Annotated in this window: 16 protein-coding genes and 1 pseudogene; 11 read left to right on the top strand and 6 right to left on the bottom strand. The window is 60.6% G+C overall.

Annotation, left to right across the window (positions count from 1 at the left end):
• The 5 genes and pseudogenes from VOI29_RS15735 to VOI29_RS15715 all read left to right on the top strand — a co-directional run.
• Nucleotides 1–130, top strand: a pseudogene (locus VOI29_RS15735) (ATPase); the annotation flags it as partial.
• A gap of 59 nt (nt 131–189) precedes the next feature.
• A complete protein-coding gene (gene metA / locus VOI29_RS15730) occupies nt 190–1,107 on the top strand; it encodes a homoserine O-acetyltransferase MetA (protein ID WP_323780591.1) in 918 nt (305 codons plus the stop codon).
• On the top strand, nt 1,082–2,062 hold the full coding sequence (locus VOI29_RS15725; protein WP_323780588.1) for an alpha/beta hydrolase: 981 nt from the start codon (nt 1,082–1,084) through the stop codon (nt 2,060–2,062). The genes metA and VOI29_RS15725 overlap by 26 nt, the downstream gene beginning before the upstream one ends.
• Nucleotides 2,063–2,123: 61 nt before the next feature.
• A complete protein-coding gene (gene ppk2, locus VOI29_RS15720; RefSeq protein ID WP_323780585.1) occupies nt 2,124–2,993 on the top strand; it encodes a polyphosphate kinase 2 in 870 nt (289 codons plus the stop codon).
• Nucleotides 2,986–3,603, top strand: a complete 618-nt coding sequence (locus VOI29_RS15715; protein ID WP_323780582.1) for a TetR/AcrR family transcriptional regulator — start codon at nt 2,986–2,988, stop codon at nt 3,601–3,603. The genes ppk2 and VOI29_RS15715 overlap by 8 nt, the downstream gene beginning before the upstream one ends.
• Before the next feature lie 24 nt (nt 3,604–3,627).
• Here the strand turns inward: VOI29_RS15715 and VOI29_RS15710 are convergent, their stop codons facing one another.
• The 5 genes from VOI29_RS15710 to VOI29_RS15690 all read right to left on the bottom strand — a co-directional run bounded on the left by VOI29_RS15710 (nt 3,628) and on the right by VOI29_RS15690 (nt 7,716).
• Entirely contained in the window at nt 3,628–4,686 is a 1,059-nt protein-coding gene (locus VOI29_RS15710; protein ID WP_323780579.1) for an adenylate/guanylate cyclase domain-containing protein, read from the bottom strand.
• Nucleotides 4,683–5,051 (bottom strand): group 1 truncated hemoglobin, encoded by a 369-nt coding sequence (locus VOI29_RS15705; protein ID WP_323780576.1) that lies wholly within the window; start codon nt 5,049–5,051, stop codon nt 4,683–4,685. The genes VOI29_RS15710 and VOI29_RS15705 overlap by 4 nt, the downstream gene beginning before the upstream one ends.
• A 145-nt stretch (nt 5,052–5,196) precedes the next feature.
• On the bottom strand, nt 5,197–5,682 hold the full coding sequence (gene rpsI / locus VOI29_RS15700) for a 30S ribosomal protein S9 (protein WP_035920078.1): 486 nt from the start codon (nt 5,680–5,682) through the stop codon (nt 5,197–5,199).
• A gap of 5 nt (nt 5,683–5,687) precedes the next feature.
• Nucleotides 5,688–6,146: a 50S ribosomal protein L13 gene (rplM, locus tag VOI29_RS15695; RefSeq protein WP_024090265.1), complete on the bottom strand. Its 459-nt coding sequence runs from the start codon at nt 6,144–6,146 to the stop codon at nt 5,688–5,690.
• Between the two features lie 166 nt (nt 6,147–6,312).
• Nucleotides 6,313–7,716, bottom strand: coding sequence for a PLP-dependent aminotransferase family protein (locus tag VOI29_RS15690; RefSeq protein ID WP_323780570.1), 1,404 nt, complete (start codon nt 7,714–7,716; stop codon nt 6,313–6,315).
• 95 nt (nt 7,717–7,811) lie between these two features.
• Here VOI29_RS15690 and VOI29_RS15685 point away from each other — a divergent pair, with 95 nt between their 5' ends.
• The 4 genes from VOI29_RS15685 (at nt 7,812) to asd (ending at nt 10,746) form a co-directional block, all read left to right on the top strand.
• Nucleotides 7,812–8,045, top strand: a complete 234-nt coding sequence (locus tag VOI29_RS15685) for a DUF1127 domain-containing protein (RefSeq protein WP_323780567.1) — start codon at nt 7,812–7,814, stop codon at nt 8,043–8,045.
• 244 nt (nt 8,046–8,289) lie between these two features.
• On the top strand, nt 8,290–8,796 hold the full coding sequence (gene speD, locus VOI29_RS15680; protein WP_024090268.1) for an adenosylmethionine decarboxylase: 507 nt from the start codon (nt 8,290–8,292) through the stop codon (nt 8,794–8,796).
• On the top strand, nt 8,793–9,668 hold the full coding sequence (gene speE / locus VOI29_RS15675; protein WP_323780564.1) for a polyamine aminopropyltransferase: 876 nt from the start codon (nt 8,793–8,795) through the stop codon (nt 9,666–9,668). The genes speD and speE overlap by 4 nt, the downstream gene beginning before the upstream one ends.
• A gap of 187 nt (nt 9,669–9,855) precedes the next feature.
• Nucleotides 9,856–10,746, top strand: a complete 891-nt coding sequence (gene asd / locus VOI29_RS15670; RefSeq protein WP_323780594.1) for an archaetidylserine decarboxylase — start codon at nt 9,856–9,858, stop codon at nt 10,744–10,746.
• Here asd and VOI29_RS15665 read toward each other — a convergent pair.
• Complete coding sequence (locus tag VOI29_RS15665) at nt 10,743–11,165, bottom strand: PaaI family thioesterase (protein WP_323780561.1); 423 nt, start codon at nt 11,163–11,165, stop codon at nt 10,743–10,745. The two genes, asd and VOI29_RS15665, sit on opposite strands and share 4 nt — an antisense overlap.
• A gap of 58 nt (nt 11,166–11,223) precedes the next feature.
• Between VOI29_RS15665 and VOI29_RS15660 the strand changes: the two genes are divergently transcribed.
• The gene (locus VOI29_RS15660; protein WP_323780558.1) at nt 11,224–12,012 is read left to right on the top strand and encodes an enoyl-CoA hydratase; all 789 of its coding nucleotides are present in this window, start codon (nt 11,224–11,226) and stop codon (nt 12,010–12,012) included.
• Between the two features lie 383 nt (nt 12,013–12,395).
• The coding region (trmFO, locus tag VOI29_RS15655) for a methylenetetrahydrofolate--tRNA-(uracil(54)-C(5))-methyltransferase (FADH(2)-oxidizing) TrmFO (protein WP_323780555.1) at nt 12,396–13,149 on the top strand (754 nt) is incomplete at its 3' end.

The raw sequence follows: 13,149 nt of genomic DNA, 5'->3' as shown, positions 1-13,149 counted from the left end.
CCGCCAGCCGCGCTATCAGGCAATGGCGGACAATTGGGGCGTTACCGTCACCGCCGACCAGATCTCAGCCGTCAAGGATGAGGCCGGTTTCGAGGATTTGATCGCCTCCGCTCTTGAGGCCCGCGGCTAACCCGCCTATCTGTCGAATTCCGCTATTTCGCACAAACTTCCGCAAATCAGGACGCTGACATGCCCATCAAGATTCCCGCAGACCTCCCCGCCTATGACGTTCTCACGAACGAAGGCGTGATGGTGATGTCGCCGGATCAGGCGGCGCGTCAGGATATCCGCCCCCTTCGCATCGGGCTTTTGAACCTGATGCCCAAGAAGATTCAGACCGAGAATCAGTTTGCCAGGCTGATCGGCGCCACGCCGCTGCAGATTGAGCTCAGCCTGATCCGGATGAGCGAGCACCGCACCAAGAACACCGCTGCCGCGCATATGGCCGAGTTCTACCGCCCGTTCCAGGAAGTGAAGCACGAGAAGTTCGACGGTCTGATCATCACCGGCGCGCCGATTGAGCATCTCGACTTCCCCGAGGTGACGTATTGGGACGAGATGCGCGAGGTGTTTGACTGGACGCAAACCAACGTGCATTCCACCTTTGGGGTCTGCTGGGGCGGCATGGCGATGATCAACCATTTCCACGGCGTGAAGAAGCATATGCTGGATCACAAGGCGTTTGGCTGCTTCCGGCACCGGAACCTGGCGCCGGCCTCGCCCTATCTACGCGGTTTCTCGGACGATTTCGTGATCCCGGTCAGCCGCTGGACGGAAATGAAGCAGGAAGAGATCAACGCGGCAGCGGGGCTGCAGACGCTGCTGGGCAGTGACGAAGTCGGCCCCTGCCTGGTTGAGGACAAGGCGCACCGGGCGCTCTATATCTTTAACCACTTTGAGTATGACAACGATACGCTGAAGCAGGAGTACGATCGGGACGTGGCCAATGGCACCCTGATAAACGTGCCGGGCAACTACTACCCGGACGATGACCCCAGCCAGCAGCCGCTAAACCGCTGGCGCAGCCACGCGCATCTTCTTTATGGCAACTGGATCAATGAGATCTACCAGACCACGGCATATGAAATGGACCAGATCGGTCAGTAAGGTGCTGATTTATGCGGGCCTTGCACTGACGGCCGCTGCCGCGCTGACCGTCTGGCAAGCGGGCCGCCGCGAGGCTGCGGCGGTCGCAAGCCACCCGCCTTTGGGGCAAATTCTGACGGTGGACGGCCACCGGGTGCACGTGGTGGAGATGGGCTGCCCCAAAGGCAGCGCGCCGGATCTGGTGCTGATCCACGGCTCCAGCGGCAACACCCGCGACATGACTTTTCGGCTGGCGCCTGCGCTGGCGGAAAAGTTCCGCATTCTGATCTTCGACCGTCCCGGCCTTGGATATTCGGACCGCCTGAATGGCAGCGGCGCCAGCATCCGGCAGCAGGCCGCCCTGCTGCACCAGGCCGCGGCACAGATGGGGGCGGACAGACCCATCGTGCTGGGGCAAAGCTATGGCGGCGCGGTCGCGCTGGCCTGGGCGGTGGATTACCCGGACAGCGTTTCGGCGCTGGTGACAGTGTCCGGAGTCGCCTACCCCTGGACCACACCGCTGGATCCGCTTTACCGGGTCACGTCCTCGCGTGCAGGCAGTGCGGTGGTGGTGCCCTTGCTGACCGCCTTTTTGCCGGGTTTTGCGGTATCCCGCTCGCTGCAGGACGTCTTTGCCCCGCAAGCCGTGCCCGAAGGCTATGCCGCGCATTTCGGCCCCGGCCTGACGCTGCGGCGCGGGTCCCTGCGCGCGAATGCCCGGCAAAGGGCGAACCTGCTCGACGAGGTGACCGAACTGGCGCCGCGCTATGGCGAAATTTCGGTTCCTGTGGAGGTTCTTCACGGCAGTGCTGACGACCTGGTCAGCCCGGAGCTTCATGCCCGGGGCCTGGCCCGGAATGTGAACAGCGCACAGCTGACCCTGCTGGACGGCATCGGGCATATGCCGCAGCATGTGGCCACAGAAGACGTGGCCGCAGCCGTGCGGCGGGCCGCCCTGCGCGCACAATTGCGTTAAAACGATTCACATTCCATACTCCTTACCCATATAAGAGTTTGAGGACAGAAGGGTTTTTCTTATGCCGCTGCCATTTGACGGAGCCATCAGCCGCTTTTACCAGACCGGCGCGCCGGATGAGATCCGCAGGTCCATCAAAGGTGCGGACAATGACGAGATCCTGAGCCCCGGCTATCCGCACCGGGAGCGGATGAAGCGGAAAGCCTATGAAAACGAGCTGGAGACGCTGCAGATCGAACTGGTCAAGCTGCAGGCCTGGGTCAAATCCAGCGGCGCCCGTATTGCGATCGTTTTTGAAGGCCGCGATGCGGCCGGCAAGGGCGGTACAATCAAACGGTTCCGTGAGAATCTGAACCCCCGCGGTGCACGGGTCGTGGCGCTGTCCAAACCCACCAGCGCCGAGCAAAGCCAATGGTATTTCCAGCGCTATATACAGCATCTGCCGTCAGGCGGCGAAATCGTGTTTTTCGATCGCAGCTGGTACAATCGCGGCGTGGTGGAGAAGGTTTTTGGCTTCTGCACCGACGAACAGCGCGAACGTTTTTTTCATCAGGTTCAAGGTTTTGAACAGGCTCTGGCTGAGGATGGCGTGCATTTGTTCAAGATCTGGCTGAACGTTGGCCGGGCAGAACAGCTGCGCCGGATGCTGTCCCGCGAGTCCGACCCATTGAAACAGTGGAAGCTCAGCCCGATCGACGTGGAAGGGCTGCAAAAATGGGACGCTTACAGCGCCGCCATTTCCGAGACCTTTGCGCGCAGCCATAGTGCAGAGGCCCCCTGGACCGTCATTCGATCCGATGACAAACGGCGGGCCCGGCTGGCGGCAATGCGTTGCGTGCTGCGCGGCGTCAGCTACAGCAATAAAGACACCGGTGCGATTGGCGAACGGGACCAAGGAATTTGCGGAGGCCCGGATATCTGGGATGACTAAACGCGGTTATCATCACGGCAATCTGCGCCAAGCACTGGTCGAAGCAGCCCTGCATCTGATTGAGGCCAAGGGCCCGACCGGTTTTACCCTGTCAGAAGCTGCCAAGCAGGCCGGCGTCACCCCCGCCGCCGTCTACCGTCATTTCAAGGGGCGCGAGGACCTGATCGCCGAGGCCGGACGGCAGGGTTATGTGATGTTTGCCGACCTGATGCAGCACGCTTATGATAAATACCAGCCTTCGGCGCTGGCCGCATTTGAGGCAACAGGCCGCGCCTATCTCGCCTTTGCCCGCAAGCATCCGGGGCATTACATCGCCATGTTCGAAAGCGGAATTTCTGTGAACCGGACACCTGAGCTGGCCAATGCCGCCGCCCGGGCGCGGGCGATCCTGGAACGCGCCGCCGCCGACCTCAGCCAGCATATCCCGGAGGGCAAACGCCCGCCGGCCTCGATGTTCTCGGCCCATGTGCTGGCGATGAGCCACGGGGTGGTTGAGCTTTATGCAAGGAATTCACCCGGCGCCGCCTCCCCCTTTCCACCCGAAGATCTGCTGGAAAGCGGCATCGGCATCTACCTGCGCGGGCTGGGGCTGATCGCATCCGACGACTAAACCCCGCCCCTTGATACCGGTCCTTCAGAACCGGCTGCGGGGCTGCGGGGCGCTCAATTCGTGGCCGACATTGACCAGATGCACCTCGCCTATGCCCTTGATCTCTTCGGGGCCGATGTCGGTGACGCGAAACTCTTCCGCCAAGGCTTCTTTCATTTCCTCCGGAGCAACAATTTTCATCGGGTTGGCAAAGACCTGCAAACGCGAGGCCAGGTTCACAGCCGGGCCGAAAACGTCGTAGACATACTTCTGAATACCGACCACGGAGCCGACAGCCGAGCCGGTTCCCAAGCCTATGCGCGCCTGCCATTTATGCTGATGGCTCTGGTTGCGCCGGTCCAGATAGCGCAGAAACCGGGTGGCGCAATGGGCCACCGCGGTGGCGTGGTCCGGCGTTGGTTCCGGCATCCCGGCAACCGCCAGATAAGCATCCCCGATGGTCTTGATGCGTTCGCAGCCGAATTGTTCGACGATCCGGTCAAAAGCAGTGAAAATATCGTTCAGCTCACCCAGTGTAACCGTCGGGTCGGTACGGGAGGCGAAGTCGGTGAAATTGACAAAATCCAGCATCACAACTGAGACTTTGGAGTAAAGCTGCGGGGTGACCACGCCGAAGGTCTTGAACTCCTCATAGACCGAACGCGGCATCAGGTTCAGCAGCAGCCGCTCCACCCGCTCCTTTTCGCGCTCCAGCTCGCGGGTATTGCGCTCCACCATGGCAGAGTAGCTGTCAATCATGCTTTCCAGCTCGCGGATGCGGGTGATGTTCTGGCATTCAACCACCAGCAGCGCCTCATTCAAATGGCTGGCCTGCGAGATATTAATGGCAAAAACCAGCGTCCGCCGCTTGCGCTTGATCTTCAGCTCCGCCGAATAGCGCCGTCCTTCGGCCCGCAGCGGGCCAAGTTCCTGTGGCGGCAATCCCGCAATGGCATCCGTCAGCGCCGCGTCAGGGCCAGGTGTTCCAAACCATTCCGCAAAGGACTGATTATAAAAGACAAACCCAAGATCAGAGGCGCGGACAACGGCAATCCCTACGCCAATAGCACGCAGCAGCTGTTCATTTATGGCGGCAATGCTCATGCGGTGTCCCGGTGGACGATGACGTTGCGTTTGGTTTCAATCAAGGCAAGCGCAGCACGGACATCCGGTTCTGACAGACCGTGCTGCTCCAGCGCTGCCTTCAAAAGCGCGCTCATTTCATCAAAATCATCGTGGCTTATGGCCAGGGCCCGATGCACCGCCTCCAGCCGCTCGTCGCTGAAGGAGGCAGGCCCGCCCAGCAGCGAAGAAATGAACTTGGTCTGGTGGTCGATCAGCCGCGCCATGTCGACATCAGCGAAGTAATCACCGATCTGATCGGAATCGAGCGCCATTTCATAAAAGGTCATCACGACCCGGCTGATGGCACTGAAACCGCCGTATTTTTCATAGATGGTTTGCGGCATGGCTGTCACCCCAACTGAAGGCGGCGCCTGCCATGTTATGTGATTTTTTCGAAAATGTTAACGGCGCCGGTAAATCACCCGTTTCCACAGAAAAAAGGGCCGCTCATCAGGCGGCCCTTTCCAAAAAACAGCAATAGCGTGAAACTTAACGCTTGGAGAACTGGAAGCTCTTACGGGCTTTGGCTTTACCGTATTTCTTCCGTTCCACAACACGGCTGTCGCGGGTCAGGAAGCCTGCCGCTTTCAGCGCGCCGCGCAGAGCCGGATCGTAAAGCTGCAGCGCTTTGGAGATGCCGTGCTTGACCGCACCGGCCTGACCGGACAGGCCGCCGCCCTTGACAGTGGCGTAGACGTCGAATTCACCTTCGACGCCAGCAACCTGGAACGGCTGGCGCAGGATCATCTGCAGCACCGGACGGGCGAAGTACTTGTTGATTTCCAAACCGTTCACTTCGACCTTGCCGGAACCCGGCTTGATCCAGACGCGGGCAACCGCATCTTTCCGCTTGCCGGTGGCATAGGCGCGGCCCAGCTCGTCGCGAACCGGCTCACGTGTGATGGTTTCTTCGGCCACTGCTTCCACACCGGTTGCAGCTGCGAGCTCTTCAAGAGTGTTGATCTGATCAGACATCTACATTAGCTCCGGGTGTTTTTCTTGTTCATGGATGCAACATCCAGAACTTCGGGGGCCTGTGCTTCATGCGGATGCTCGGCACCGGCATAAACACGCAGATTGGTCATGATCTGACGGCTCAGACGGTTGCCCGGCAGCATGCGCTTGACCGCTTGGGTCACAACGCGTTCCGGGTGTGCGCCTTCCAGGATTTCCTGTTTGGTGCGCGACTTGATGCCGCCCGGGTGGCCGGTGTGCCAGTAGAAGTGCTCTTCGCGCTTCTTGCCGGTCATCTGCACCTTGTCGGCGTTGATGATGATGACGTTGTCGCCCATGTCCATATGCGGAGTGAAGGACGCTTTGTGCTTGCCACGCAGGCGCATGGCAACAATCGAGGCAAGACGGCCCAGAACAACGCCCTCGGCGTCGATCAGGATCCACTTCTTCTCGATGTCTGCCGGAGTAGCAGAGAAGGTTTTCATGGCAGGTCAATCCTGTTTGTCGTGACGGCAGATTCCCTGACAGGAACTGCCTGAATGCGATGGAGGGGGTTTACGGGCAACAAAGAGGCACGTCAACAGGGGTGATCGACATAAAACAGCTTGTTTTCAATGACTTGCAAAATAGGTATATTGATACCCCAATAATTCACACACTGATTTGCTCCGGCGGGTTGTCCAGCAGGGCGCGCAGGCGCAGCATCGCCTCCTCGAACTGCTTCAACGGCACATGCGCGTTGATGGCGATGCGCACCGCATGCGGTGCACGGCCGTCGCGCAGGGCAAATTCATCTGCCGAGCGGATCTGCACCCCGTTTGCCTCTGCAGCGCGGGTAAAGGCGGCAGCGCGCCAGCCCGAGGGCAGCCGCAGCCAAACAAAGGGCACGTCCGGGTTCCAGGTCAGATCAAACGCGCCAAGCGCGTTGACCGCCACCCGGACATACCGGGCCATCTCCCCGCGCACAGCCGCAACCAGGTCAGGCATCCGCGGATCGGTGAGCAGGATCCGCAGCAGTTCGGCCAGCGGCTGCGCCAAGCCGAAATACCCGTATTCGGCCGCCCGCCGCAGCTCTGTGGACCGGCCCTCGGGCGCCAGCGCAAAGCCGACGCGCAGAGCAGGAGTCAGGATCTTGGAGATCGACGACACATGCCAGGCAAGTTCAGGTGCAAGCGCCCGGTAGCTGGACGTCCGCGTCTCCCCCAACCGGTAGCAGTCGTCCTCGACGATCTGCACCTCGTGGCGGCGGGCAATACGGACAATCTCCTTGCGGCGCTCCAGCGGCGTGTGCAGCCCGGTGGGGTTGTGAACCTCAGGGCTGGTGCACAGCACCGAGGCGCCGGTCTTGCGGATCGCCAGCTCCATTGAATCCGGCCGGATCCCGTGTTCATCCATCGCAACTTCGACCACCTGCGCCCTCAGCAACTCTGCGGCGCGGCGGAACCCGGCATAGGTGAGGTCCTCGACCATGATCACCGGCTGCGGCCCGGTCAGGATTGCCTGCAGCACCACCATCAGCCCGTTCTGGCCGCCATGTGTCAGCACCACGTCACTTTCGCTGACCGGGCCGACCGGCGATTGGCTCACCCAGGCTGCTGCTGCCTGGCGCACCGGCAGATAGGCGTCCCGTGTCGGATAATTCAGAAAACTGCGCGCCTCGCCTTCGGCCACTTTGTGCAGCGCCTCGCGCATCGCGGCCACCTGCCCCATATCGGCGATCCGCGGGCTGAACAGGCTGACATGGCCGGGATCGCGCGCCTCCAGCAAATGCAGCTGCCGCGACCATACGTCATCGGGCACCGGTTTTTTCTTTTCGGCTACAAAGGTGCCGCGCCCGACCTCGGCCTCCAGCACACCCTCATCGGTCAAAATGCTGTAAGCGCGGGCAACGGTGCCGGGTGTAATGCCTAATTGATACGCAAGATCGCGCACCGGCGGCAGCTTTGCACCAGTTTTCAAACTGCCCAAATCGACGGCAGACCGGATTGTATCTGCTACCTTTTTGTACTTGGGACCTTTTGCCTCACTCAGGCTTTGCGGCCAAATTGTACCCATTACAATCCATCCTTGGACAACGCGATCACCTCTTTGTATCAAAACACCACGACAAATCAACAGGATTGTATCAACACAATACAGGAAGCCTCCCCATGGCACAGCACACGCAAATGGCACACTCGAACATGTCCTATCTGATCAGCCGCCCGGGCCTGCCGGTACTGGCGCAATGGGCCGTTTCCTTTGCCGTTCTGGTGACCAAGTGGAGCCTGCGCCACTGCACACGAGCCCATTTGAAACATTTGAGCGATGCGCAGCTTAAGGACATCGGGGTGAGCCGCCAGGACGCCCATTATGAAGCCACTCTTCCGTTCTGGCGCCCATGATCCCCTGGGCAAAAGAACAACCTGACGGCCGGGGTTCGCCCCGGCCTTTTTTTTGCGCGGCATTTTGATTCGCAGGATGCAGGTGCCCGCGTGTTACCGGCTATGCAGAAATTAGTGGTTGATCGAATCTTTCCCCCGGCCTAAATGCGCCTCACTTTCGGTACCGATCCCAACCCCGGACTCTTATCCGGGGGGGCGCTAAGGGCCGGCTGGATTGTCATCTACTGGAACGAAGGGGAGTGTCATGAAAGACGCCAACCTCTTCCAACTGGGGATCGGTCTGGAGACAGGCGCCCATGAGGAAGATACCGCCCGCGGTGTAACAGCCGCGAATATCGACTCCGTTGTGGACTCGGACCGCGAAGACCATTTCATCCGCAAGGATGGCAAGGTGTTTGCAGGTACCCATCTGATCATCGAAGTAATGAAAGGCACCGGCCTGGATTGCGAAGCCCGCATCCAGAAAGCGTTCCGCGACTGCGTGGACGTTTGCGGTGCCACCCTGCTGCACATCCACACCCACAAGTTTTCGCCGCAGGGCGTCTCTGGCGTGGCCGTGCTGGCGGAAAGCCACATCTCGGTGCACACTTGGCCTGAAATCGGCTATGGCGCCTTTGACGTCTTCATGTGCGGCGACGCCGAGCCGTGGAAAGCCGTTGACGTTCTGAAACAGGCCTTCTCCACCGACATGGTGGAAGTGCGCGAACTGCTGCGCGGCGAGGAGCTGATCGCCAAAGAGGTCGCGGCATGAACGACACCGCTAAACAGGCCGGCAAACAGGAATGGGTGACGGAAAGCCTGCACGCGCATTACGCTCAAGCCCTGCGCGTGGACGAAATGCTCTATGACAGCAACACCGAGCATCAGCGCCTGAAAGTGTTTCAGAACGGCCAATTCGGCCGCATTCTGACACTGGATGACGTGGTGCAGACCACCGAAGGCGACAACTTCATCTACCACGAGATGCTGACCCATGTGCCGATTCTGGCGCATGGGAACGCCAAACGCGTGCTGATCATCGGCGGCGGCGACGGCGGCATGGCGCGCGAAGCGCTGCGCCACGCCTCGGTCGAGCATGTGACCATGGTAGAGATCGACGGCGGCGTGGTGGATTTCTCCAAGGAATACCTGCCAATGCTGAGCGACGGCGCGTTTGACGATTCGCGCCTGAATCTGGTGATCAACGACGGTGCGCTCTTCATGAAAGAGAACACCGAAAAGTTCGACGTGATCATTGTCGATTCAACCGACCCGATCGGCCCCGGCGAAGTGCTGTTCACCGACACCTTCTATGGCCATGCCGCGCGCTCGCTTACCGAGGAAGGCATCATCGTGACGCAAAACGGCGTGCCGTTCATGCAGGGCGATGAGCTGACCGGCACCCTGCGGGCGTTCCAGGCGCTGTTCTCTGACGCTTCCTGCTATCTGGCGACGGTGCCGACCTATGCCGGCGGGCCGATGGCGTTCGGCTGGGGCAGCCACTCGGACAAGGCCCGAAATGTTAGCCTGGCCGATCTGGAGCAGCGCTTTGCCGCATCCGGGATCGACACTGGCTATTACAATCCGGAAGTTCATAAGGCCGCATTCGCCTTGCCGAACTACGTTAAAAAGCTGTTCCCGTAAGGGACATCCGATTGAGGGGGCCGCGGCCCCCTTTTTCATGCCTGCAATCCGGGTCCCGCCCGGCCGCCCCGTGCGCGCCCTCCGGCCTGAAGGGCCGCAACCCTGCTGTTGCAGGTCATTTCCACCCTTGGCCCGGCCGCCGCGCTTTGCTAGGCGCAGCGGGACGAAAAAAGACATGGCGGAACTGATGCAGCGCGACCCCATCCTTGTTGTTGACCGCGACACCGGCGTAACCTTCGAAGAGGCGGTGCTGGGCGAAAAATGGATCCGCTGGGCCTATCAGAACGCCAGTGCGCGGCCCATCGAGAAACTGCTGTTCCGCTCGTCTCTCATCAGCCGGCTGATGGGCGCCTGGTTCGACTCGCGGTTGTCCAAGGGCAAGATCAAGGCAGTGATCGAGGATCTGTCGATCGACATGTCCGAAGCTTCTGCCGACACTGAGAGTTTCTCCTGCTTCAATGACTTCTTTGTCCGCCATCTGAAACCCGAAGTACGCCCCTTCAGCACCGGCCCCAAGGATGTCGTCTCCCCTGCTGATGGCCGGGTGCTGGTGTGTCCGGAGCTGGCGGAGGACGTCTTTGTCCCGGTCAAGGGCTACCCGATGTCGGTGCGCACCATGTTGCCCGGGATCGCGGACCGGTTCACTGGCGGCGCGCTGGCAATCGCGCGGCTGTGTCCGGCGGATTATCACCGCTACCACTTCCCCGTCACCGGGCGGATCATCGCGGCGCAGGACATTCCCGGTGCGCTGCACTCAGTCAACCCGATTGCGCTGGGGGCCGGGCCGGACGTATTCGGGGAAAACAAACGCAGCTGGACACTGATCGAAAGCGAGAACGCCGGAACCTATTGCTTTGTCGAGGTGGGTGCCTTTGGCGTTGGCAGCATCATCAACACCCGCACCGAAGGCGCGGTGCAGAAGATGGACGAGAAAGGCTATTTCAAGTTCGGCGGCTCCACCGTGGTGGTGGTGTTTGAGCCTGGCAGGATCCGCTTTGCCGATGATCTGGTGGCAAACAGCGCCAAGGGCCGCGAAACGCTGGTGAAGGTCGGGCAGCCGCTTGCCACAGCCCTCTAGCGTTTCGGCGGGATCGAATAGGTCATACTGGCGCGGGCGACCGGTTCTGCCATACCCTCGGAATACATCAGCACATCGGCGACCGCTAGAACCCGGCCCAGCTTCAGCAGACGCGCTTCGGCGATCACATCCGCGCCTGCAACCGGCTTGCGCATGAAATCCAGCGAACAATTGGTGGTGACCGCCAACGCCTCGCGCCCCAGCCGCGACAGGATCAACGCGTAGATCGCGCAGTCGGCCAGCGCAAACATCGACGGCCCCGATACCGTGCCACCGGGCCGCAAATGCCGCTCGGCCGTCAAAAGGCGCATCCGCAGGCCCTTCTCATCCATCGCGTCGATGGCAAAATCGTCTTTCACCTGCGGAAAGATCTCATGCAGGTAATCCGTCAGACCTGCGACATCAAATGCCAGCGCCATGCTTTCCCTTTCCCCTAACCCTGCATAGAGTTGCCCCGAGATTTGCGAGGAGGGCAAGATGACAATTCTGAAACGTCACGACACGGGGGCGATAGCCCGGCTGACGATGAACACGCCGGAAAAGCTGAACGCCCTGTCGGACGAGATGCTGGCGGCACTGCAGGAACAGATTGATGCCCTGCGCGAAGACAGCAGTATCAAGGTGGTAATCCTGTCCGGGACCGGAAAAGGGTTCTGCGCGGGCCACGATATCAAGCAGATGACCGCGGGCCGCGCGGCGGAGGACGGCGGCAAGGCCTATTTCCAGGACCTGTTTGCCCGCTGCACCAGCGTGATGACGGGGCTGCAGTCCCTGCCCCAGCCGGTGATTGCCCAGGTGCATGGTATTGCCACGGCAGCGGGCTGCCAGCTGGTTGCCTCCTGCGATCTGGCGGTGGCAGCTAAAGACACAAAATTCGGGGTTAACGGCGTTAACATCGGGCTGTTCTGTTCCACCCCGATGGTAGCACTCTCGCGTAACATCCCCCGGAAGCAGGCGTTTGAGCTGCTGACCACGGGGGGATTCATCAACGCCAACCGCGCGGTGGATCTGGGCCTGGCCAACCGCGCCGTGCCATTGGAAGAATTGGAGGCCGAAACCACCCGGCTGGCCGAAACCATCGCGTCGAAACTGGGGTCCGCAGTGAAGGTCGGAAAACAGGCGTTTTACGAACAGCTGCAAATGCCGCTGGATCAGGCCTATGCCTATACCAGCGGAGTGATTGTCGAGAATCTGATGTACCGCGACACCATCGAAGGCATGGCGGCGTTCATCGAAAAACGCGTGCCCGACTGGCAGGAAAGCTGATCCCTACGGATAGATTCACGGGAATTCCGGCCTGTCCTCCGGAATTCTTCGAAAATTTTAGGTTTTGTTTACCAATCCGCACATATTGTTTCCTTGAGACGCCAGCCAAACGCCTTTCAATTCGGGCGGAAAGATGGCAAAGATTGGGCACGGTCGCTGATTAATCACTGACCGGCACAATTTGGGCTGCTGCTGCGGAAGGGTCCCTCCAACCGGTTCTCTCTCACCGGTGTACCATTCCCGCAGCGGCGGCCCCAAATTTCTCTCACTCCCGGTTAAATCGCATTCTCCCTGCCTTCGCTGCGCAGTGCGGCAGCTTTTGCAGCCGCTATTGGACAGCCAAGCCTGTTGCACCAGCCCGCCCCCTGCCCTATGTGGCGGGCATGACAGATCATTCGGCACAGACATTGCATATCGTGGGCGGCGGCATGGCCGGGTCCGAAGCGGCCTGGCAGGCGGCAAACATGGGCGTGCCCGTGGTAATCCACGAAATGCGCCCCAAGGTGGAGACCTTTGCCCATCAGACCGGCAACCTGGGCGAGATGGTCTGCTCCAACTCCTTCCGCTCGGATGATGACGAGCAGAACGCCGTCGGCCTGCTGCATTGGGAAATGCGCGCGGCGGACGGGCTGATCATGGCGACCGCGGATGAGCACCGCCTGCCCGCCGGCGGCGCCCTGGCAGTGGACCGGGAACCCTTTGCCGAAACCGTCACCGCCAAGCTGAAGGCGCACCCGAATGTCACGGTCTCTTACGAGGAGATCACCGGACTGCCCGCAGACGGCCACTGGATCATTGCCACCGGACCGCTGACGTCACCGGAACTGGGTCAAGCCATTCAGGCGGAAACCGGGGCTGAGGCTCTGGCCTTTTTCGATGCCATCGCACCGATTGTCTATGCCGAGTCGATCGACATGTCGCAGGCCTGGATGCAGTCCCGCTATGACAAGGGCGAGACCGAGGAAGAGCGCACCGCCTACCTTAACTGCCCGATGGACAAGGACCAGTACCAGGCCTTCATCGACGCATTATTGTCAGCTGACAAAACCGAGTTTCACGAGGGCGAAACCGCGGGCTATTTCGACGGCTGCCTGCCGATCGAGGTGATGGCCGAACGCGGCCGCGAGACCCTGCGCC

The sequence above is a fragment of the Leisingera sp. genome, from assembly GCF_034669605.1.
Lineage (GTDB): Bacteria > Pseudomonadota > Alphaproteobacteria > Rhodobacterales > Rhodobacteraceae > Leisingera.
This window is presented reverse-complemented; position numbering and strand designations above follow the sequence as displayed.

What these genes read in the sequence shown, in the direction of transcription:
- VOI29_RS15685 (WP_323780567.1), top strand. Translation starts at nt 7,812, where the DNA reads ATGGCACAGCACACGCAAATGGCACACTCGAACATGTCCTATCTGATC.
- VOI29_RS15715 (WP_323780582.1), top strand. Translation starts at nt 2,986, where the DNA reads ATGACTAAACGCGGTTATCATCACGGCAATCTGCGCCAAGCACTGGTC.
- rplM (WP_024090265.1), bottom strand. Translation starts at nt 6,146, where the DNA reads ATGAAAACCTTCTCTGCTACTCCGGCAGACATCGAGAAGAAGTGGATC.
- speD (WP_024090268.1), top strand. Translation starts at nt 8,290, where the DNA reads ATGAAAGACGCCAACCTCTTCCAACTGGGGATCGGTCTGGAGACAGGC.
- VOI29_RS15705 (WP_323780576.1), bottom strand. Translation starts at nt 5,051, where the DNA reads ATGCCGCAAACCATCTATGAAAAATACGGCGGTTTCAGTGCCATCAGC.
- VOI29_RS15665 (WP_323780561.1), bottom strand. Translation starts at nt 11,165, where the DNA reads ATGGCGCTGGCATTTGATGTCGCAGGTCTGACGGATTACCTGCATGAG.
- VOI29_RS15710 (WP_323780579.1), bottom strand. Translation starts at nt 4,686, where the DNA reads ATGAGCATTGCCGCCATAAATGAACAGCTGCTGCGTGCTATTGGCGTA.
- VOI29_RS15660 (WP_323780558.1), top strand. Translation starts at nt 11,224, where the DNA reads ATGACAATTCTGAAACGTCACGACACGGGGGCGATAGCCCGGCTGACG.
- ppk2 (WP_323780585.1), top strand. Translation starts at nt 2,124, where the DNA reads ATGCCGCTGCCATTTGACGGAGCCATCAGCCGCTTTTACCAGACCGGC.
- VOI29_RS15725 (WP_323780588.1), top strand. Translation starts at nt 1,082, where the DNA reads ATGAAATGGACCAGATCGGTCAGTAAGGTGCTGATTTATGCGGGCCTT.
- VOI29_RS15690 (WP_323780570.1), bottom strand. Translation starts at nt 7,716, where the DNA reads ATGGGTACAATTTGGCCGCAAAGCCTGAGTGAGGCAAAAGGTCCCAAG.
- asd (WP_323780594.1), top strand. Translation starts at nt 9,856, where the DNA reads ATGCAGCGCGACCCCATCCTTGTTGTTGACCGCGACACCGGCGTAACC.
- speE (WP_323780564.1), top strand. Translation starts at nt 8,793, where the DNA reads ATGAACGACACCGCTAAACAGGCCGGCAAACAGGAATGGGTGACGGAA.
- metA (WP_323780591.1), top strand. Translation starts at nt 190, where the DNA reads ATGCCCATCAAGATTCCCGCAGACCTCCCCGCCTATGACGTTCTCACG.
- rpsI (WP_035920078.1), bottom strand. Translation starts at nt 5,682, where the DNA reads ATGTCTGATCAGATCAACACTCTTGAAGAGCTCGCAGCTGCAACCGGT.